17 protein-coding genes are annotated in these 20,754 nt (G+C 64.2%); 3 read left to right on the top strand and 14 right to left on the bottom strand.

All coding sequences use genetic code 11. The features are described 5' to 3' along the window. Positions 1-47: 47 nt before the first annotated feature. The 6 genes from ET524_RS07110 to ilvD form a co-directional block, all read right to left on the bottom strand. A complete protein-coding gene (locus ET524_RS07110; protein ID WP_129424480.1) occupies positions 48-1,580 on the bottom strand; it encodes a 2-isopropylmalate synthase in 1,533 nt (510 codons plus the stop codon). A gap of 264 nt (positions 1,581-1,844) precedes the next feature. Further along, positions 1,845-3,425 (bottom strand): phosphoglycerate dehydrogenase, encoded by a 1,581-nt coding sequence (gene serA, locus ET524_RS07105; protein WP_129424478.1) that lies wholly within the window; start codon positions 3,423-3,425, stop codon positions 1,845-1,847. A gap of 338 nt (positions 3,426-3,763) precedes the next feature. After that, complete coding sequence (gene ilvC, locus ET524_RS07100) at positions 3,764-4,768, bottom strand: ketol-acid reductoisomerase (RefSeq protein WP_129424476.1); 1,005 nt, start codon at positions 4,766-4,768, stop codon at positions 3,764-3,766. Positions 4,769-4,922: 154 nt separating this feature from the next. Next, positions 4,923-5,408: an acetolactate synthase small subunit gene (gene ilvN / locus ET524_RS07095; protein ID WP_129424474.1), complete on the bottom strand. Its 486-nt coding sequence runs from the start codon at positions 5,406-5,408 to the stop codon at positions 4,923-4,925. Further along, on the bottom strand, positions 5,405-7,363 hold the full coding sequence (ilvB, locus tag ET524_RS07090; protein ID WP_129424472.1) for a biosynthetic-type acetolactate synthase large subunit: 1,959 nt from the start codon (positions 7,361-7,363) through the stop codon (positions 5,405-5,407). Before ilvB ends, ilvN begins: the two co-directional genes overlap by 4 nt. Beyond that, positions 7,360-9,036 carry a dihydroxy-acid dehydratase gene (gene ilvD, locus ET524_RS07085; protein WP_129424470.1) on the bottom strand — a complete coding sequence of 559 codons (1,677 nt, stop codon included), beginning with the start codon at positions 9,034-9,036 and terminating at the stop codon, positions 7,360-7,362. The genes ilvB and ilvD overlap by 4 nt, the downstream gene beginning before the upstream one ends. A 487-nt stretch (positions 9,037-9,523) precedes the next feature. Between ilvD and ET524_RS11940 the strand changes: the two genes are divergently transcribed. Next, entirely contained in the window at positions 9,524-10,075 is a 552-nt protein-coding gene (locus ET524_RS11940; RefSeq protein ID WP_129424468.1) for a gamma carbonic anhydrase family protein, read from the top strand. 203 nt (positions 10,076-10,278) lie between these two features. Here ET524_RS11940 and ET524_RS07075 read toward each other — a convergent pair whose 3' ends face one another. The 6 genes from ET524_RS07075 to trxA all read right to left on the bottom strand — a co-directional run bounded on the left by ET524_RS07075 (position 10,279) and on the right by trxA (position 15,775). Beyond that, complete coding sequence (locus ET524_RS07075) at positions 10,279-11,361, bottom strand: N5-glutamine methyltransferase family protein (RefSeq protein ID WP_129424465.1); 1,083 nt, start codon at positions 11,359-11,361, stop codon at positions 10,279-10,281. Between the two features lie 11 nt (positions 11,362-11,372). Then, complete coding sequence (prfA, locus tag ET524_RS07070) at positions 11,373-12,431, bottom strand: peptide chain release factor 1 (RefSeq protein WP_129426149.1); 1,059 nt, start codon at positions 12,429-12,431, stop codon at positions 11,373-11,375. Positions 12,432-12,550: 119 nt separating this feature from the next. Beyond that, positions 12,551-13,546 carry a thioredoxin-disulfide reductase gene (gene trxB / locus ET524_RS07065; protein ID WP_129424463.1) on the bottom strand — a complete coding sequence of 332 codons (996 nt, stop codon included), beginning with the start codon at positions 13,544-13,546 and terminating at the stop codon, positions 12,551-12,553. A gap of 140 nt (positions 13,547-13,686) precedes the next feature. Beyond that, the gene (locus ET524_RS07060) at positions 13,687-14,991 is read right to left on the bottom strand and encodes an MATE family efflux transporter (RefSeq protein ID WP_129424461.1); all 1,305 of its coding nucleotides are present in this window, start codon (positions 14,989-14,991) and stop codon (positions 13,687-13,689) included. A 118-nt stretch (positions 14,992-15,109) separates the two neighbouring features. Further along, positions 15,110-15,304, bottom strand: coding sequence for a response regulator (locus ET524_RS07055; RefSeq protein WP_129424458.1), 195 nt, complete (start codon positions 15,302-15,304; stop codon positions 15,110-15,112). A 159-nt stretch (positions 15,305-15,463) separates the two neighbouring features. Continuing rightward, entirely contained in the window at positions 15,464-15,775 is a 312-nt protein-coding gene (trxA, locus tag ET524_RS07050) for a thioredoxin (protein WP_129424456.1), read from the bottom strand. Positions 15,776-16,016: 241 nt separating this feature from the next. Here trxA and ET524_RS07045 point away from each other — a divergent pair, with 241 nt between their 5' ends. Next, positions 16,017-16,946 (top strand): patatin-like phospholipase family protein, encoded by a 930-nt coding sequence (locus ET524_RS07045; protein ID WP_129424454.1) that lies wholly within the window; start codon positions 16,017-16,019, stop codon positions 16,944-16,946. Positions 16,947-17,092: 146 nt separating this feature from the next. Beyond that, positions 17,093-18,733, top strand: coding sequence for a cation:proton antiporter domain-containing protein (locus tag ET524_RS07040; RefSeq protein ID WP_129424452.1), 1,641 nt, complete (start codon positions 17,093-17,095; stop codon positions 18,731-18,733). Positions 18,734-18,952: 219 nt separating this feature from the next. Here ET524_RS07040 and panF read toward each other — a convergent pair whose 3' ends face one another. Further along, entirely contained in the window at positions 18,953-20,440 is a 1,488-nt protein-coding gene (gene panF / locus ET524_RS07035; protein ID WP_129424450.1) for a sodium/pantothenate symporter, read from the bottom strand. A 3-nt stretch (positions 20,441-20,443) separates the two neighbouring features. Next, positions 20,444-20,725: a YhdT family protein gene (locus ET524_RS07030; RefSeq protein ID WP_129424448.1), complete on the bottom strand. Its 282-nt coding sequence runs from the start codon at positions 20,723-20,725 to the stop codon at positions 20,444-20,446. Positions 20,726-20,754: the final 29 nt, after the last annotated feature.

Here is a 20,754-nt window from a genome sequence, read left to right as displayed (position 1 = left end):
CTCGCAAGTTGCGAGGCCTTTTGGCAATGCGTTTGCGTTAATTTTACTTACTTGCGATGCTCCGCCTTGTCGTTGATGAGGCGGTTCAAGGCGTTCAGGTATGCCTTGGCGGACGACACGACGATGTCGCCGTCGGCACCGCGGCCGGTGTACACTTCCCCGTCAGGGGCGGTGACGCGCACGGTGACCTCGCCGAGGGCGTCGATGCCGCGCGTGACGGACTGCACGGAGAACTCGGACAGGTCGTTTTCGACCTGGACGATCTTGTTCACGGCCTTGTACATAGCGTCGATGGGGCCAGTGCCGAAATCGCATGCGGTGACAACCTGGTCAGCGGCGTTGCGCAGCGTGACGGTTGCCGTAGGCGTGAGCGGGAAGCCGCAGGAAATCTGCACGGACTCAAGCGTGTAGACCGCCGTTTCGTTGCGACGGCTTTCGTGCATGAGCGACTCGAGGTCTTCGTCGTAGACTTCCTTCTTCTTGTCGGCCAAGTCGAGGAAGGCGTCGTACATGCGGTCAAGGTGTTCCTTATCAAGCTCGTAGCCGAGCTCTTCGAGGCGATGCTTCAGCGCAGCATGGCCGCTGCGGGCGGTGAGCACGATCTGCGACTGGCCGGCGCCGACCTCGGCGGGATCGATGATCTCGTAGGTGTCGCGCTTCTTCAGCACGCCATCCTGGTGGATGCCCGAGGAGTGTGCGAAGGCGTTCGCGCCGACGATGGCCTTGTTGACCTGCACGTTGATGCCGGTTATGGACGACACGAGGCGCGAAGCCTTGATGAACTCGCGCGTGTTGATGTCGGTGTGGGCGTCAAGCTCGTCGCCGTGCATGCGAATGCCCATGACGACTTCTTCCATGGCCGTGTTGCCCGCGCGCTCGCCGAGACCGTTGATGGTGCACTCGACCTGCGTTGCGCCGTTGCGCACGCCGGCCAGGGACAAGGCCGTTGCCATGCCCAGGTCGTTGTGGCAGTGGACGGACACCGTGGCGTTTTCGATGCCGCGCACGTTCTCCATGAGGTACTTGATGCGCTGGCCGAACTCGTCGGGCAGGCTGTAACCGGTGGTGTCGGGGATGTTCACGACGGTGGCGCCGGCCTCGATGACGGCCTGGATGACCTTGGCGAGGAACGCGTAATCGGCGCGGCCTGCGTCCTCGGCGTAGAACTGCACGTCCTCGACGTACTTCTTCGCGTAGGAGACGGCGGCCACGGCGCGCTCGATGCACTGGTCCTCGGTGATGCGCAGCTTGTCGTGCATGTGGCTGGGGCTGACGCCGATGCCGGTGTGAATGCGGGGACGCTTGGCATACTTGAGCGCCTCGGCCGCGCGGTCGATGTCCTTCTCAACGGCGCGGGTCAGGCCCACGACCGTTGCGTCGTCGCCAGCCAGCTCGGCAATGCGGCGCACGCTCTCGAAATCACCAGGGCTGGAAATGGGGAAACCGGCTTCGATGACGTCCACGTTCAAACGTAGCAGCTGACGCGCGACAACTAGCTTTTCCTCGGTGTTCATGGAAGCGCCCGGCGATTGCTCACCGTCGCGCAGCGTCGTGTCGAAAATTGCGATCTTGCGCGTCATTTCTGTTCCTTTCGGGTTGCTTGCAGAGTGCATTCATTCTAGTACACTCGCGGCATTTCAACCCCGAAAAGTCCGAGCATCTCACTACCCATATACCGAAACCTGCCCATGTTCGACTTGTGACGGCTTTTTGCGGACTTCAGGAGTAGGACGACCGGGCAACAGGTATGTGGAACGGATGCCGATAGCGCAAAACGCCCGGTAACCGGATTTCACCGGATACCGGGCGCTGATTCGAGCTGATGGGGCTGTTCGTGCTCTGGCCTAGAGCTTCACGTACCAGAGGTTCTTCAGGTCCTCGAGGCTTTCGCGCAGCTTCGCGAGCACGCTGTCGTCAAGCTCGCCTTCGATGTTCATGTACACGATGGCCTGGCCCGCATCGGGGTCGTTGACGATCTGCATGGTGGTGATGTTGATGCCGGCGTCGCCGAGGATGGAGCCGATGGTGCCCACGCGACCGGGGCGGTCGACGTACTCGAAGATGAGCGCCTGCGGGCCCGGAGCGATGTCCACCTTGTAGCCGAGCAGCGAGATGAGGCGGACGTGCTGGTCTTCGCCGGAAAGCGTGCAGCCGACTTCGCGGCCGTCGGCGACGACCGTGACCGAAGAGGCGTAGGCGCCGGCAGAGGCGTGCGCGCCCGTGTCGACGTGGATGCCGTGGCGGCGTGCGACGGCCTCGGCGTTGACGGGCGTGACCGTGGCGAGGTTCTTATAGGAAAGCAGGCCCTGCATGGTGCCGGCAACGAGGATGGTGGGGTCGGCAGGCGCGGCCTTGCCTGCAGCGGTGAGCGACAGGCGCTTCGGCACTTCCCCGCCGAGCTGGGCAAGCATGCTGCCCATCATCTGACACGCGGGCACATACGGGCCGACGGCGTCCATGACCTCAGGCGGCACAGGCGCCATGTTCAGCGCCGTGGGAACGACGCTGCCCTCAAGGCCGGCGGCCACGTATTCGGCGATTTGCACGCCGGCGCGCGTTTGGGCCTCGCGGGTGTAAGCGCCCAGGTGAGGCGTGAGAATGGCGTTCGGGAACTCGTGCAGCGGGCTTTCGGTGCACGGCTCGGTTTCGAAAACGTCGATGCCGCACGCTGCGATTTTGCCGGCAGCAAGGAAGTCGGCCAGCGAATCAACGTTGTAGATGCCGCCGCGCGCCACGTTGACGAGGATGACGCCGTCTTTCATGGCCGCGTACTGGTCGGGGCCGAACATGCCGATGGTCTCTTCCGTTTTGGGAAGGTGCACGGTGATGAAGTCGGCCAGCGGCAGGATGTCCTCCATGTTGTCGTACAGCGCCACGCCAAGCTGCTCGGCGCGCTCGGGGCTGCAGTACGGGTCGTAGCCGACCAGGTGCATGCCGAAGGCGCGGGCGCGCTCGGCCACCAAGCCGCCGATGCGGCCGAGGCCGAAGATAGCCAGCGTTTTCTCATAAAGCTCCGAGCCGCAGAACTTGCCGCGCGACCACTCGCCCGCGTGCATGCTGGCGTTGGCCTGAGCGGTGTTGCGTGCGCAGGCAAGCAGCAGGCACATGGTTTGCTCAGCTGCGGAAACGATGTTCGACGTGGGGGCGTTGCACACGATGACGCCCGCTTCGGTAGCCGCGTCCACGTCGACGTTGTCGACGCCGACGCCCGCGCGGCCGATGATGCGCAGTTTCTTGCCGGCCTCGATGACCTCGCGCGTGACGTGCGTTGCCGAGCGCACGATAAGCGCATCGTAGTCCGGAATGGTGGCGATGAGCTCTTCTGTGGACATCTTCAACTTGACATCAGCTTCAAGGCCCCTTTCACGCATGCGCGCTAGACCCGCCTCGGCAAGCTTTTCCGTAACCAGAACTTTTTTCGCCATGGCTGCAAACCACCCTTCGTCGTGAAATCGCATACGCCCCCATGATACGAAAAATCCCGCCGCACAATCGCACGGCGGGATTTAATTCGGAGAAAGGCAGCATACCTTTTCCAAAAGAGCCCGATCACACACCCAAGCCTTGCAGGTTGACTTACCAGCAACCATGTAAGACTCGATGTGCAGAGCAAATCAGCGAGGGCGCCTCTAGTGCCCCAGGTTGCCCTGAAATGAGCGGGCATTGGCCTTTCGGCCATGCCCGTGAAATTGAAGGGCAAGATGGGGTGCCAGAGGAGGCCGCAGCGTCGACCGGTTACGGCTGCCGTAGGCAGCCGTAACTCCTATTCCTCTTCGGACTTGACCCAGGAGAACATGTTGCGGATCTTGGCGCCCGTCTTCTCGATCTCGTGGTTGTTGATGGCCTCACGCTGCTCGAGCAGCCACTTGTGGTTGTTCTTGCAGTCGGCAACGAACTCCTTGGCGAACTCGCCGTTCTGGATGCGCTTGAGGATCTCCTTCATGGCCTCACGAGACTGCTCGTTGATGACCTTCGGGCCGGCGTAGTACTCGCCGTACTCGGCGGTGTTGGAGATGGAGTAGTTCATGAAGTGGATGCCGGACTCGTACATGAGGTCGACGATCATCTTCATCTCGTGGTAGCACTCGAAGTAAGCCAGCTCGGGCGGGTAGCCTGCCTCGGTCAGCGTCTCGAAGCCGGCCTTCACCAGCTCGACGAGACCGCCGCACAGCACAGCCTGCTCACCGAAGAGGTCCTCTTCGGTTTCCTCGGCGAACGTGGCCTTGATGATGCCGGAACGAGCACCGCCGACGCCCCAGCAGTAGGACATGACGATGTCCCAAGCGTCGCCCGTGGCGTCCTGCGCAACGCACGCCAGATCCGGCACGCCGGAACCCTCGGTGTACTGGCGACGGACGATGTGGCCCGGGCCCTTCGGGGCACACATGATGACGTTGACGTCCTCGGGAGCCTTGATGTAGCCATAGTGGATGTTGAAGCCGTGAGCGAACGCAAGCGTGTTGCCGGCATGCAGGTGAGAAGCGATGTGCTCTTCGTACACCTGGGGCTGCAGCTCGTCGGGAACGAGGATCATGACCACGTCGGCTTCCTCGGCAGCCTGGTCCATGGTAGTGACCTTCAGGCCGGCCTCTTCAGCCTTTGCCCAGCTCTTGGAGCCCTCGCGAAGACCAACGCGCACGTCAACGCCGGAGTCCATGAGGTTCAGCGCATGGGCATGGCCCTGAGAACCGTAGCCGATGATAGCGACCTTCTTGCCCTGGATGATCTTCGGATCGACGTCGTTTTCATAGTAGATCGTAACAGCCATGGTGGTGATGTCCTTTCTTCTTGGCTGATGTACCCGTAAGTATAGCGTGAAACCCTACCGATTCAGTGCCTGGCGGCCATCCTTCACGGAGTGCCCCACATGCGTAAGCGGCGCTGCCACAGCGCCTGGCGCGAATCGTTCACGGCTTGCTCCCTTAGGCGTCCTTCGAGGCGCGCGACATGGCGATTTTGCCCGTGCGCGTGATTTCCTTGATGCCGTAGGCGCGGAAGAGGTCTTCCATGCCCTTGAGCTTCGACTCGTCGCCCGTGGCCTCGATGGTGAGGCTGGAGCGGCCCACATCGACGATTTTCGCGCGGAACACGTTGGCGATCTCGATGATCTCGTTGCGGCGATCGGGCGCGGCGTTTACCTTGAACAGCACCAGCTCGCGCTCGATGGCGGCCACGTCGGTGAGGTCGGTGATCTTGAAGACGCTGATGAGCTTGTTGAGCTGCTTCGTGAGCTGCTCGTAGGCAAGCTCATCGGCCTTCACGATGATGGTGATGCGCGACATGGTGGGGTCTTCGGTGGGACCGACCGACAGCGAATCAATGTTGAAGCCGCGGCGCGAGACCATGCCCGTGACGCGCGACAGCACGCCGGGCTTGTTCTCAACCAGAACAGACAGGATGTGTTTCATCGGGCTTCCCCTTCCACGTCGGCCGCGGGCGCTTCGCCTTCGCGCGGGCCTTTATCCTCGGGATCGTTTTCCCAGCGGCCGCCGAACTGCGCGTCGATCTTCGCGCACGGGCTTTTCTGCGGCGCGGGCGCCGGAGCCTGGTTCGGCATGTCGGTGCGCACGGCGCCGACGGCCACGTCGATGGCACCCATGACGTCGCTCATGGCAGAGCCAGGAGCCACCATGGGGAACACGTTCTGGTTGTCGGGAATGGCAACGTCGAGCAGGAACGGGCCTTCGCAGGCGAGCATCTCGTCAAGCGCGGCATCGAGCTCTTCGGGCTTCTCGATGCGGCGGCTTGCCCAGCTGTAGGCGTCGGCCAGCTTGCAGAAGTCGGGGTTGGCGGACAGCTCGGTGAAGCTGTAACGCTCGTGGTAGAACAGCTTCTGCCACTGATGCACCATGCCGAGCGCGCGGTTGTCGAGGATGAGCACCTTCACGGGCACGCCGTTAATGGCGGCCGTGGCCATTTCCTGGCTGTTCATCTGGAACGAACCGTCTCCGGCGATGCAGACGACCTGCTTGTCGGGGCAGCCGAACGCCGCGCCGATGGCAGCCGGGAAGCCAAATCCCATGGTGCCAAGGCCGCCGGAAGACAAGAACGTGCGCGGGCGCTCGCGGTCGATGAACTGGGCAGCCCACATCTGGTGCTGGCCTACCTCGGTGACGACGACGGACTTTTCCGGGTCGAGCTTGCGCGAGAGCTTCTGCATGACCAGTTCGGGCACGATCTTGCCGGGAACCTCGGCGATGTCGCTGTGATAGAACGGGAAGCGCTGGCGCCATTCGGCGATCTGCTCGAGCCACGGGCCGGTGATGGGCGTGGCGCCCGACTTCTTCACGGCCTCGTTGATGCCGGAAAGCACGCCCTTGAGGTCGCCGACGATGGGGATCTGCACCTCGCGGATCTTGCCGATCTCGGCCGGGTCGATGTCGATGTGGATGACATCGGCGTGCGGCGCGAACTCGGACAGCTTGCCGGTGACGCGGTCGGAGAAGCGCGCGCCGCAGGCGATGATGAGATCGGATTCCGTCATGGCAAGGTTGGCGTACTTCGAGCCGTGCATGCCCACCGGGCCGAAATTCAGCGGGCTCGATGCCGGGAACGCGCCTTTGCCCATGAGCGTGGTGACGACGGGCAGCTGAAGCGAGTTGGCCAGCTCCACGAGCTCGTCGGTGGCGTTCGAGCTGATGACGCCGCCGCCGACGTAGAGCACGGGGCGCTCGGCGCGGGCGATGCGCTGCACGGCCGCGCGGATTTGCTTGGCGTTGCCGCGGTACGTGGGACGATACGACGGCAGGTTCACCTTGTCGGGATAGTTGAAGATCATCTTCTCGGACAGGATGTCGGAGGGGATGTCGATGAGCACGGGGCCGGGACGGCCGGAGGCGGCGATGTGGAACGCCTCGCGGAACGTGGTGGTGAGTTCGTCGGTGGACTGCAGCAGGAACGAGTGCTTCACCACCGGCATGGTGATGCCGACGATGTCGGATTCCTGGAAGCTGTCCGTGCCGATGACGCCGCGCGGCACCTGGCCGGTGATGACCACGAGCGGCACGGAGTCCATGTAAGCCGTGGCGATGCCGGTGACGGTGTTCGTGGCGCCGGGGCCGGACGTGACGATGACGACGCCGACGTTGCCCGTGGCGCGCGCATAGCCGTCGGCCTCGTGCACGGCACCCTGCTCGTGACGAGCGAGCACATGGTGCAGCTGCTTGCTGTCGTACAGCGCGTCGTAGATTTTGATGGCCTGACCGCCGGGGTAACCGAAGATGAGGTCGACGCCTTCGGCTTCAAGCGATGCCACGACGGCCTGGGCGCCGATCATCTCGGTGCCCTGCTTGGCGGTGTGGCTGCCAAGGCCGCGCGGCTCGCCGGCGGTAGAGGTGTGCTTGTCGTTTTTGGGTTCACTCATGACACATACGCTCCCTTGTCTGCGGAGGAAACCAGCTTGGCGTACTTGGCCAGCACGCCGTGGTTGTGCTTGGGCGCTGGCGGGACGAACGTGGCGCGGCGTGCGGCCAGCTCTTCGTCGCTGACGTGCAGCGTGATGGCGCCGCCTTCGATGTCGACCGTGATCTGGTCGCCGTCTTCAATCAGCGCGATGGGGCCGCCCGATGCGGCTTCAGGGCTGATGTGGCCAACGCAGGGGCCCTTCGAGGCGCCGGAGAAGCGCCCGTCGGTAAGCAGCGCCACCGACTTGGAAAGACCCATGCCCACGATGGCGGACGTAGGCGTGAGCATCTCGCGCATGCCGGGACCGCCGGCCGGGCCCTCGTAGCGGATGACCACGACGTCGCCAGGCTTGATTTCGTTCGCGAAGATGGCTTCGCAGGCCTCTTCCTCGGAATTGAAGCAGCGTGCCGGGCCCGTGTGCGTGAGCATGCTGGGGTCGACGGCCGACTTCTTCACGATGCCGCCGTTCGGGGCGACGTTGCCGTGCAGCACGCGCAGGGCGCCAACCTTGCTGAACGGGTTGTCGTGCGTGCGGCACACTTCCCCGTCGGCCGCCTTCGTGCAGTTTTTAAGGTACTCGTCCATGGTGCCCATGACGGTGAGGGCGCTGCGGTCGAGCAAGCCCGCTTCGGCCAGCTCGTGCATGACCACCGGAACGCCGCCGACGGCGTACAGGTCGATGAGCGGGCGCGGGCCGGAGGGCTGCAGCTTCACGAGGTGCGGCGTGCGGGCGCTGGCGGCATCCCAGTCGTCCATGGTGATGGGGTGTCCCGCTTCCTGCGCGATGGCCGTGAGGTGCAGCACGGTGTTCGTGGAGCCGCCGAAGGCCATGTCGCACTCCATGGCGTTGTGGATGGCGGCCTCGGTGATGATGTCTTTGATGCAGATGTTCTTCTCGAGCAGCTCCATGACCTTCATGCCGGCGTGCTTGGCCAGGCGCAGGCGCTCGGAATACACGGCCGGGATGGTGCCGTTGCCGGGAAGCGCGATGCCAAGCGCCTCGCACAGGCAGTTCATGGAGTTTGCCGTGAACATGCCGGAGCACGAGCCGCACGTGGGGCACGCGGTGTCCTCGTAGTACTTGAGCTGCTCTTCGGTCATGGTGCCGGCGGCAACCTGGCCGGCGCCGTCGAACAGCGTGTTGAGGTCGGTGGTGGGGCCGGCCGTGCAGCCGGGCTGATGGCCGGGAAGCATGGGGCCGCCGGAGACGAACACGGTGGGAATGTTCACGCGCAGCGCGCCGAGCAGCATGCCGGGCACGATCTTGTCGCAGTTCGGGATGCACACGGCCGCGTCGAACGCGTGACCCTGGATAGCGCACTCGAAGCTGTCGGCGATGGCCTCGCGCGACACGAGCGAGTAGTGCATGCCGTCGTGGTTCATGGCGATGCCGTCGCACACGCCGATGGTGGAGATTTCAAACGGGACGCCGCCGGCCATGTAGATGCCGGCCTTGACGGCCTCGCAAATTTTGTCCAGGTTGTTATGGCCGGGGATGATGTCGTTGCGGGAGTTGAACACCGCGACAAGCGGGCGCTTCATCTCCTCGTCGGTGAGCCCGTCGGCCTTCAGCAGGCTGCGGTGCGGAGCTCGCGGGGTGCCGCACCTGACGGCGTCGCTGCGAAGTTGCATGCCATTCCTTCTTCCGTCTTGTTCGCCCTTTTGGGGCATGAAAAAATCCTGCTGCAAGCAACCTGCACCAGGACCTCGAAAGATGGCATTCGCGCTTTTGGCACGCACCATGCAGACTTATAACGGAGTCACCGGTTCAGCTTACTTGCACGGACGCGCCAAACGGAGGTCTTCCGCTGCGCACCGCACGTTCACCAGAACTGCTCGGAGGGGGCATTCGAGCCCGCCCAACACCGGCTTGCAGCAACCGCCGGCTCTCTTGAAGATGGGTTCGTCTCTACTGTCCTCGTCAATGCATTTCATTTATGAACTTGTGGGCGTAAGTATACTCTTTGATGCCGGCATGGCAACCGCTTTCTCACGAAATGTTCGAATTAGCCGTGGTACGCCCTGCCGCGCGCGTGCGATTATCGGATTGCGCGATGATTCCGTTTCGAAAGAGATGGGCAATGAAGGCGCTTTTAGCCAGCAAGTCAGGAGGAATCCCATGGATTACCGTCAGTTGAAGATCGATCCCGAAGCCCATATTGCGCCGAACGCCACCATTTTGGGCAACGTTGAGCTGGGCCGAGACGTGACCGTGTTCGCCGGCGCCACCCTGCGCGGCGACTACGGCGCGTGCATCAAGGTTGGCGATGGCACGAACATCCAGGAAGGCGTGTGCGTGCACCTGGGCGCCACCAGCCCCACCACCATCGGGCGCGGCTGCACCGTGGGACATGGCGCCATCGTGCACGGCTGCACCATCGGCGACAACGTGCTGGTGGGCATGGGTTCTATTGTGATGGACCATGCCGTGGTGGGCGACAACTGCATCATCGGCGCCGGCGCGCTGGTGACGGGCGGCACGCAGATTCCCGCCGGGTCGCTGATGATCGGCAGCCCCGCGAAGGTGAAGCGCGCGCTGACCGACGAGGAGATTGCCGCGAACCGCGTGGACGCCGAGGAGTACGTGGAGATTGGCCGCGACCTGGTGGCGCAGGGCTTCATGTACGCCGGCGATGCCGTGCCGGCCGATTCGCCGACGATTGCGATGTAGCGCGCAGGCGATGGCCGGCCCAGTTGGTGCCGGCTAGATGCGTGGAGCTGCGGGATTGCGGCGCCGCGAGATAGCGAAACGCCCCGATGTTTGATGGCATCGGGGCGTTTTGTTTGCGGGTTCGTGATGCGAAGCGAGCTTGCGCGGCGGCGCTGTCTGCGCCAGCTGGCTTCATGCTTGTGCCGCGTTGTTCGGTTACCGGTTTACACCGGCTTGCGCCCCGAGAGGACACGTGGGCGCTGCGACAGGTCGTTCGTGATTTTGACCTGGGTAAACCCTGCTTGACGGGCCAGTTCAGCCGCCTGGTCGAGGCATGTTTCGTGCAGCTCGAATGCGAAGCCGCCGCCCGGACGCAGCGCCTGCGAAGTCCAGGGCAGCAGGCGGCGCAGCACGTCGTTGCCGTCGCGGCCGCCGTCGAGAGCAAGCGCCGGCTCGAAATCGGCCACTTCGCGCGGGATGCTGGCAAGCACGGCCGTAGGAACGTACGGCGGGTTCGACGCCACCAGATCGAGCCCGCCGATTGCCGCAGCGGGAATGCCGGCGCCAAGGTCGCACTGCTCGACGCGAACGCGGCCGGAAAGCCCCAGCTGCTCGGCGTTTTCGCGGGCAAGCGCCACGGCCTCGGGCGCGATGTCCGTGGCGATCAGGCGTGCATCGGGGCGCTCGTAGGCAATGGAGCAGGCGATGCAGCCCGACCCGGTGCAGATATCGGCCACAAGCAGCGGGCGCTGCTTCGCGGGCACCTGCTGTTGCGCGGCGGGTTCGGCCACTTCGCCGTTTTGGCCGGCAAGAAAGGCGCGGATGGCCTGCTTGGACTGCTGAATAGCCTCGGGGTTTTCCGCTTCGTCACCTTGCGCCGCCTCGGCTGCGGCTGTTTGCGCGTCGATGAGCACGTCGCCTTCCCATGCATCGATGGTGCTATCGAGCGCGACGCGCTTGTGCGCCGGCGGCAGCAGCGCGAGCGCAACGCTCACAAGCACCTCGGTTTCGGGGCGCGGGATGAGCACGCCGGGGCGCACCTTCACCGTGATGTGGCGAAACGCCGCCTCGCCCGTGATGTATTGCAACGGCTCTCCCCTGCCGCGGCGCGTGACGAAGCCGCGCAGCGCGTCGCGCTCGTCCATGGACAGCGGACGGTCGAAATTCACGTACAGCTCGATGCGGGACAGACCGCACGCCTCGGACAGCAGCCATTCGGCCGACAGGCGCGGGTTCTCGTCGCCCTTGCCCTCCAGATAGCCGACTGTCCAGTCAAGCGCGGCTTTGATAGTCCAGATGTCTGTCATAAGTGGTTAACTTACACGGCTTCTTCGAGTTTTTGAGCTCGGTCGGCGGCTTGGAGGGCGGCGATGACGTCGCCGAGGCCGTCGCCTTGCAGCACGCTCGTGTACGTGGAATTAAAGCCGATGCGGTGGTCGGTCACGCGGTCCTGCGGGCCGTTGTACGTGCGAATCTTCTCCGAGCGATCGCCCGAGCCGATCTGCGCGAGGCGCTTGGCGCCCTCGGCTGCCTGCTGCTCGGCGAGCATCTTCTCGTACAGGCGGGCGCGCAGCACGGCCATGGCCGCGATTTTGTTCTGCAGCTGGGACTTCTGATCCTGCGACTGCACGACCAGGCCGGAAGGCAGGTGCGTGATGCGCACGGCCGAGTCGGTGGTGTTGACGCACTGGCCGCCCGGGCCGCCGGCGCGATACACGTCGATGCGCAGGTCGTTCTCGTTGATGTCGACCTCGACCTCGTCGGCCTCGGGCAGCACGGCCACGGTGGCCGTGGACGTGTGGATGCGGCCCTGCGATTCGGTTTTCGGGACGCGCTGCACGCGGTGCACGCCCGATTCGAACTTCATGACGGAGTACACCTTGTCGCCCTTGACCTTGAACTGGATTTCCTTGTAGCCACCCGCATCGGAGGGGCTGACGTCCATCAGCTCGATCTTCCATTTACGGCTGGAGCAGAAGCGCTCGTACATCTTGAACAGGTCGCCCGCGAAGATGGCCGCCTCGTCGCCGCCGGCCGCAGCGCGGATTTCGACGATGATGTCCTTTTCGTCGGCCGGGTCGGACGGGATGAGCAGGAACTTGATGTCCTCTTCAAGACCGGGAAGCTTTTCCTCGGCCGCGGCGATGGTTTCCTGGGCGAACTCCTTCATGTCGGCATCGCCGAGCATTTCTTTGGCCTCGTCGATGTCGGCGCAGGCCTGCAGGTACTCGCGCGCTTTCTCCACGAGCGGGCCCTGGTCGGCGTATTCCTTCGCCAGCTTGTTGTATTCCTTCTGGTCGGCAAGCACGGCCGGGTCGCTCATCTTGGCCTGCAGGTCTTCATAGGCGGAGATGATCTTGCCGAGCTTGTCGCGCATTTCGCTATCTTGCATGGTTCGTGCGTCCTTGTCATACGTTGCTGCTTGCTGCGCGCGGGCGGCGCACAGCACGATCTGGCGGCGTGGCGCGGCCGGACCGATTGTCGAACTGTCAAATTTTAGCAGATTGCAACGTAGCTTGCAGCCTGCTCCGCACAGACTGCACCATCCGCCACCGCCGTGACCACCTGGCGAAGGGTTTTCGCGCGCACGTCGCCGGCTGCGAACACGCCGGGAACGGGAGTTGCGCACGTTTCGTCGGCCACGATGTAGCCGGCTTCGTCAAGCGGCAGCGCACCGGCAAGCAGCTCGGTGTTCGGCTGCGTGCCCACGGCCACGAACACGCCGTCGACGGGGATGGTTTCAAGGGAGCCGTCGGCGAGGTGCTCGATTTGGGCGGCGGCAAGCTTGCCGTCTTCGCCGTGCAGGGCGCGCACCGTGGCGTTCCACACGAACTCGACGTTTTCAAGCTCGGCAAGCTGGCGGTGGTAAACGGGCGTGGCGCGCAAGGCGTTGCGACGATGCACGAGGATGACGCGGCTGGCCAGGCGCGAAAGGTAGATGGCGTCGGCAGCCGCCGTGTTGCCGCCGCCGACGACCATGACCGTTTTGCCGCGGAAGAAGTTGCCGTCGCACGTGGCGCAGTACGACACGCCGCGGCCGGTCAGCTCGGCCTCGCCGGGCACGCCGAGCTTGCGCGGGCGAGCGCCGGTGGCCACGATGACGCTTGCAGCACGATAAGCACCAGCGGACGTGACGAGGGTTTTCGGGGCTGCGGCAACATCGAGGGCGGTTACTTCTTCGTTGATGACGCGAACGCCGAAGCGCTCGGCCTGCTCTTTCATGGACCACGCCAGCTCGAAGCCGCCGGCGCCTTGCGCAAAGCCGGGGTAGTTGTCGATGCGCTCCGTTTGCGCAAGCTGCCCGCCAGGCGACAGACGCTCGAACACGGCGGCGCGCAAACCTGCGCGCGCCGCATACAGGCCAGCGGTCAGCCCCGCCGGGCCCGCGCCGATGATGGCAACGTCGAGAGTTTCGGTATGAGCATTTGCGGGCGCTTCCGGCTGGTTGCTGCAAGCACTTGGCTGATTGCCAAGGTTTTCGCTGTTCGTCATGGGTGCTCCCCTTTCCCTGCGGCTTCAAGCCGCATTCGCATGTGTTTGCGACCAGTATACGAGAGAAAGGCAACAGGATGGATATTGATACCATTTTGGTACCATATCTTCATCGCTTCAGCGAGCCGAGCTGTCAAATCTTACTTGCGGGCGCGGTGGCGGCGGTAGAGGAGGGTGCCGGCTATGATGGCGAGGATGATCTGCAGGACCGTGGGCGCAAACCAGATGCCGTCGACTTGAAACAGGCGGCCCATGACGAACACGACGACGCAGACGATGACCGCCTCCGCGACGACGAGGGCGTTCGAGCAGCGCGCGTCGTCGACGGCGTAGAAGTACGACGTGGTGGTGTGCGTGAAGCCGTAGAAGATGTAGCAGATGGAGAACACCGGCAGCGCGTAGACGATGATGGGCGCGGCCGCCTCGGAGGCGCCGAACAACGGCGGGATGAGGTCGCTGATGGCGAACATAAGGCCAAGCCCCGCCATGCCAAGCGCGATGGCCACGGCGTAGTTCGTGTTGCGCAGGCGCCGCACGGCGTCGGCGTTGCCCGCGCCGCGGTACACGCTGATGAGCGGCTGGCTGCCATCACCGACGCTTTGGATCATGATCTGCACGAAGAACGCCACGTACGCGATGGCCGCATAGGCCGCCAGCGCCACCTCGCCGCCGTAGTACGACAGGCTGATGTTGTTCACGACCGTGGACACCTCGGGCAAAAGCGTAAGGCCAAACGGTGCGGCGCCGAGCTTCACGATGTGCGCGCAGATGGACGCGTCGGGCAGCAAATCGCGCAGCGGAATACGGTTGTCGCGGCGGGCGAAAAACGCCAGCACGAACAGAAACGCCACGATTTGCGCAACCACCGTGGCCTCGGCGGCGCCGGCCGTGCCGCGCCCCCACTGTATGACGAACACGTAGTCAAGCACGACGTTGATGACGCCGGCAAGCAGCTGCACCGCCATGGCGTAGGCCACCTGCCCGCGGTTGCGGATAAGCGGCGTGCAGCCGGTGACGAGCACCTGAAACGGCGCGCCGACGGCGATGACCTGCAGGTAGTGCACGGCCTGGACAAGCGTTTCGCCCTGGCCGCCAAGCGCTGCGCACAGCTGCTCGGCGAACAGGATGTAGAGCACGAGAATGGGAATTGATGCCGCGAACAGCATGAACAGCGTGACGCCGATGACGCGCGTCGCGCGAGCGCTGTTCCCTTCGCCGCGCGCGATGGAGCTGATGACGCCGCCGCCCATGCCCAGGCCCGTGCCCACGGCCAGAATAAGGCAGACAAGCGGGTAGGCCACGTTAATGCCGGCCAGGCCCGCGTCGCCGACCGCATGGCCGACGAAGATACCGTCGACGATGCTGTAGATGCCCGCAAGCGTGAACGTGAGCATGGTGGGCAGGATGTACTTGAGGTATTCGGGGATCATCTTGCGGGTGATCACGCGGCTTCTCCTTCGCGATGGTGCATGCGGCAGGGCGCAAGCGTAAACGAAGGCGCCGAACCGGGATGCGGAACGACGCCTTTGATTGCAGGTTTGATGTGCATGGTATCACACGGGGCTAGGACTTCTCCGCATCTCGGCATCTCTCCAGAATGTCGATAAGCCGCGCCATGTCAAGCGGCTTGGACAAATGCTCGTTCATGCCGGCCGCCAGCGCGCGGGCGCGATCGATGCCGGCGGATTCGGCGTAAGCCGTCGAAGCGCAAAACAGGGACGCAAACAGCACGACCGCAGCTGCGGCGAGTGCGAGCATCTTCTGTTTGCAGTGCGTGTTCGCGGCATTCCCCTTCTCTACCAGCGATTGCGTTCGGTATCCACTTTACCCCCCAAATGTGCCGCGCGCCAAGCTGGTTGAGCATGCGTACGAAAACACGGGGCCGAGCGGCGCGCCCGACCCCGCGCTAGAGCGCGACTACAGGCCGAGCAGGGCGCGAAGGGCCGGCTTGGGCTGCACGCCGACGGCCTGGTTGGCAACCTGCCCGCCGCGGAACACCATGAGCGTGGGCACGCTCATGACGCCGAAGCGCTGCGCCAAGTCGGGGCTTGCGTCGATGTCGACCTTCACGATTTTCGCGCGGCCGGCCACTTCGGCCGCAACCTCTTCGAGCACGGGCGCAAGCATCTTGCACGGGCCGCACCACGTGGCGAAAAAGTCGACGAGCACGGGCACGTCTGACTGCTCGACTTCGGACTGAAACTCTGCGGAAGAGATGATCTTGCTCATGATGAGCCTCCTTTTCTGCGGGCAGACCGCTGCGGGCGGCCTGCCGAACCTTGTTTGCTTGTGGCCATTGTAGCGGCTTAGGCGCGCGTGCGATAGGCTTGCGCGCGTTCGTCACGGAATTGCTACTATTTCGGTGTCATTACATTGGAAACGTCAACGAAACGCTGACATCGTGGAGTGCGGCGAAGCTTGGCGCCGCTGCAGGCTATACTAATCAAGAACCAATGAGAACGGAGTTACGATGAGCGATTTCGATACCGCCGGCAAGCAGGCCGGCGAAAGCGCACGCACGGCCCCTGCCTGGGAAGAGCGCAACACCACACCGGCGAACCTGGTACTTGAGGGCGGCGCCATGCGCGGGCAGTTCACCGCGGGCGTGCTTGACTATTTCATGGAGCACGGCCTGTTCTGCGACCGCGTGTTCGGCGTGTCGGCCGGCGCATTGAACGGCTACTGCTACGTGTCGGGCGAGATCGGCCGCACGTGCTTTTTGAACATGAAGTACGCCAACGACCCGCGCTACCTGTCGCTGAAAAGCTACGCGCGCACCGGCAACGCCTGCGGGCGCGAGTTCGCGTTCCACGAGGTGCCCGAGAAGCTGGAGCCGTTCGACTTCGACGCGTACCGTCGCTCGCCCATTCGCCTGACGGCCGTGTCGAGCAACCTTGATACCGGCGAGGCCGATTACCACGACGTGGTGGACCTTGCCGACGACGGCGACCTGCCGTATCTGATTGCGTCGTCGTCCATGCCGCTGGTCAGCCAGATCGTGGACGTTGACGGCAAGCATCTGCTTGACGGCGGCACGTGCGACAGCGTGCCGATTGTGCACAGCATGCTTACGGGGCGCAAAAAGCACGTGGTGGTGCTGACGCAGGCGGCCGACTACGTGAAGGGTCCCAACAAGCTGATGCCCGTCCTGTCGCAGGTGTACGCGGACTTCCCCTACTACCTTGATAGGCTGCGCCACCGCCACTACGAGTACAACCGCACGTATCGCCAGCTGGTGCGCATGCACGACGCCGGCGAGGTGTTCGTCATCCGCCCGCAGAAGCCCGTGACCATCCACAGCATGGAGCACGACCAGGAGAAGCTGCTGGACCTGTACGCGCAAGGCTATGCGGAAGCGGCGCGCACATGGTTCGACCTGCAGGAATACCTGGCGAAGTAAGGCGATTGCGCGCGGACCGCGCGCGGCGCCAAGCGAGGCTTGCGGACGAGCAGCGCTTGGCTTCGCCGAACGCTGCGCCGCGCAGCCCGCAAGCACCTTCGCAAACGACCGAACCGCATTGCCAGCTCAAGTAAGAAAGCACATTCATGTCCATCGACTTCATTTCCCTGTTCACCGCCGCGCTGGTGGCGGCCTGCGCGCCGATCATCGCCCGCGCCGTCCCGCGCGGGCTGGTGCCTGAAACCGTTATCCTGCTGCTGGCCGGCGCGCTGCTTGGCCCGCACATGGCAGGCGCCATCCAAGTGACCGATTCCATCACCATGCTGTCGGAGCTGGGCCTGGCGTTTTTGTTCCTGTTGGCCGGTTATGAGATCAACCCGAAAAGCCTTTCGGGCACGCAAGGCAAGAAAGGCCTGGCCAGCTGGGCGGTTTCCATTGTGCTGGCCTTCGCAGCCGTGTACTTCTTGACCGACCTTTCCATCACGGACATCGACGGCATTGCCGTGGCCATCGCGCTGACCACCACCGCGCTGGGCGCGCTTATGCCCATCCTGAAGGAACGCAAGCTCAGCGATACGCCCGTGGGCGAATGCATCCTGGCGTTCGGCACCTGGGGCGAGGTGTGCCCCGTGCTTGCCATGGCGCTGCTGTTGACCACGCGCACCACGTGGCAAACGCTGCTGATCTTGGCGCTGTTCGCCGGCCTGTGCGTGATTATGGCCGTGGTGCCGTCGCGCGCCCGCAAGGCCGGCCACACGGTATACCGCTTCCTGGCCGCGCGACGCAACACCACGTCGCAGACGCTGGTGCGCGTGACGGTGGTCATGCTCATTGGGCTGGTGACGGTGTCGGCCGTGTTCGACCTGGACATCGTGTTGGGCGCGTTCGCCGCCGGCTTCGTGCTGCGCTACGTCATTCCCGAGGGCGACCACGAACTGGAGTCGAAGCTTGAGGCCATCGGCTACGGGTTCTTGATCCCCGTGTTCTTCGTGGTGTCGGGCGCGAAAATCGACCTGGCGGGCGTGGGCGCGCGGCCGGTGCTGCTTGTTGGGTTCATCGTCATGCTGCTGCTTATCCGCGCGGTGCCCATCGTGGTGGCGCTTTCCGTGGGCCGCGGCAAAAGCGAGCTGTCCATGCACAACCGCGTGACCGTGGCCCTGTACTGCACCACGGCGCTGCCCATCATCGTTGCCGTGACGTCGCTGGCCACGAAGGCGGGTGCTATGAGCCAAGACACCGCCGGCGTGCTGGTGGCGGCCGGCGCCATCACCGTGTTTCTGATGCCGCTTCTAGCCTCGCTGACGTACCGCGTGGTGGACGCGAAGCCCATCGAAGCCGTGCAGGAAATCGCACAGCACCCCAGCGACATCCGCTCCATTCTGCACGAGCACTTGGAACTTGAACGTATGATGGCGCGCCAGGAGATTGCCGCGCGCATGGCCACGAAGGCGCGCGCGGAAGCCGGCAAGGACGTGGCCTGGGAAGACGTGGCGTTCGCGCTGCAGCGGCAAAGCCGGCGCAAGCGGGCCATGGACGAGATGCTCGACTTCGCCCGCCGCGAGTACGCCGCGCACGAGAACGAGCTGCACGAGCTGGGCGCGAAGGCCGCGCTGACGCGCGAGGAGGCCGCCGAGCGCACAGCACAGGCCGCCAAGGCGTTCGCTGCGCACTTGAAAGACGGCAACTGGGAAGAGGAGCGCCGCATCGCGGAGCGAGCCGTGCGCGAATACCGCCGCCACATGCGCGAACTTGGGCACGCCGCGCACCACGAAGACGACGGGAAGTAAGGAAGTCCCTGTGCAAGCTTCGAAAGCTTGCACAGGGACTTCGCTGCTTTGGTGCAAAGGGGCTTGCCAGCCCATTGCCGCGGCAATGGGCATATGGTGGCGCGCTTCGCGCTTTCTATTTGGGGTCGAGCTGTCGCTCGACGCCACGAAATTCACCTGCGCGGTTACCAAGGTTGCAACCAGACCGTCGGCTTCCCGCGCCTTTCGCCCCTGCGTTTCCTATTCCGGGAAGAACACGGCGTCGACGGCCTTTTGCTCGACGGCGGAGCGCTTCTCGATAAGGCTTCCCACCACCATGAGCGCGCCGGCAACCACGATGCCGATGACGATCTGGTGCAGGCCGAACGCCTTAAAGCCTACCGCCATGCACGCGCAATAGGCCACAGTGCCGCCCGCCATGGAAAGCAGCGCGCCCAGCTTGCCGGCGCGACGCCAGAACAGGCCGCACACCATCACCCAGAAAAACGCCGTTTCCAGGCCGCCGAACGCGAACATGTTGATCTTCCAGATGACGTCGGGCGGCACGACGGCCAGAGCGAACACGATGACGCCCACCACAAGCGTGACCAGCTGCGAACCGCGCGCGATGCCGCGCTCGGAGGGCTGCTTGCCGCGCTGTTCGCACGAATGCAGGTACACGTCCTTGATGATGGCCGACGACGAGGCAATGAGCAGCGACGACACCGTGGAGATGGACGCGGCGATGGGGCCGATGATGGCCACGCCGGCAAGCCAGGCGGGCAGCGTCTGCGCGATGGCCTGCGGGATGATGTTGTCGACGCTGGCGCCGTAGTCGGCAAGGCTGCCGGTAAGCACGCCGGCCGACAGCACGCCAAGAGACGTGACGCCGATCATCATGAGGCCGATGATGACGGTGCCCGTGATCATGGCGCCGTGCAGGGCCTTCGTGTCCTTAAAGCCCATGCAGCGCACCATGGACTGCGGCAGCACGAACGTGAGGATGCCCACGAGCAGCCACTGCGTGAAGTACAGCCCCGCCGGCATGCTGCCGCCGCTGAACGGTTCGAGCATGGCGGGATGGTTCGCCTTGATGGTGTCCATGATGTTCTCGTAGCCGCCGCCGGCAACCAGGATGCCGCCCGCCAGCACGAAGATGCCCACCAGCATGATGATGCCGCACAGCGCGTCGGTGAACGCCACGCCGCGGAAGCCGCCGATGGTGGTGAACAGGATGACCGCCGCGCCGAACAGCACGAGGCCCACCAGGTACGAATAGCCCGTGACGGCCTCGAACAGCTTCGCGCCGCCCACGAACTGCGCCACCATGGTGGCGGCGAAGAACAGCACGACGATGATGGCGCTGATGTTGGCCAGCGCGTTGGAGCCGTAGCGGGCACGCACGATGTCGATGACGGTGACCGCGTCAAGCTTGCGCGCCACCAGTGCCAGCTTCTTGCCAACGATGCCGTACAGCAGCACCAGCGCCGTGACCTGCACCACAGCCATGTACACCCAGCCCCAGCCCACCATCCAGGCCTGGCCCGGGCCGCCCACGAACGAGCTGACGGAGCCGTACGTGGCGATGGTGGTCATGGCCAGCACGAAGCCGCCAAGCGTGCGGTTGCCGATGAAGTATTCCTTCACGAAGCCGCCTTCGCCGGCCGAGCGGCGACGCGCCACGAAGCTGATGATAAGCGCTACGGCCAGGAAAATGACTAGAGGGATAAGCGCCACAAGATTGCCCATGTGCTATTCACCGTCCCTGTCCGCGACGACCTCGTCAAGGTCGAAGTCGGCGAACACGCGGCGGCTGAGCACCACGGCAGCCACGATGGCCGCAACCCACGGCGCGATGCACCCGCCGATAACCCACAACGGCGTGTGGAACACCCAAATGTCGGTGCCCGCAAGCCCAAAGCCGCCGAGCAGCCACACGACGATGATGCACGCAAGCGCAACCACCGTTGCGCGCGCCTCCTTGTTGGCCTGGCGCATGGCCTGGGCGTAAGTGCGAATACGAGTTTGCGACACGTTCCTCCCCTTTCACTTGGTATCGCTGC

It is taken from the genome of Senegalimassilia faecalis (genome assembly GCF_004135645.1).
Taxonomy (GTDB): domain Bacteria; phylum Actinomycetota; class Coriobacteriia; order Coriobacteriales; family Eggerthellaceae; genus Senegalimassilia; species Senegalimassilia faecalis.
Note: the sequence above shows the minus strand (reverse complement) of the source record. Positions and strands in the feature narration are given on the sequence as shown.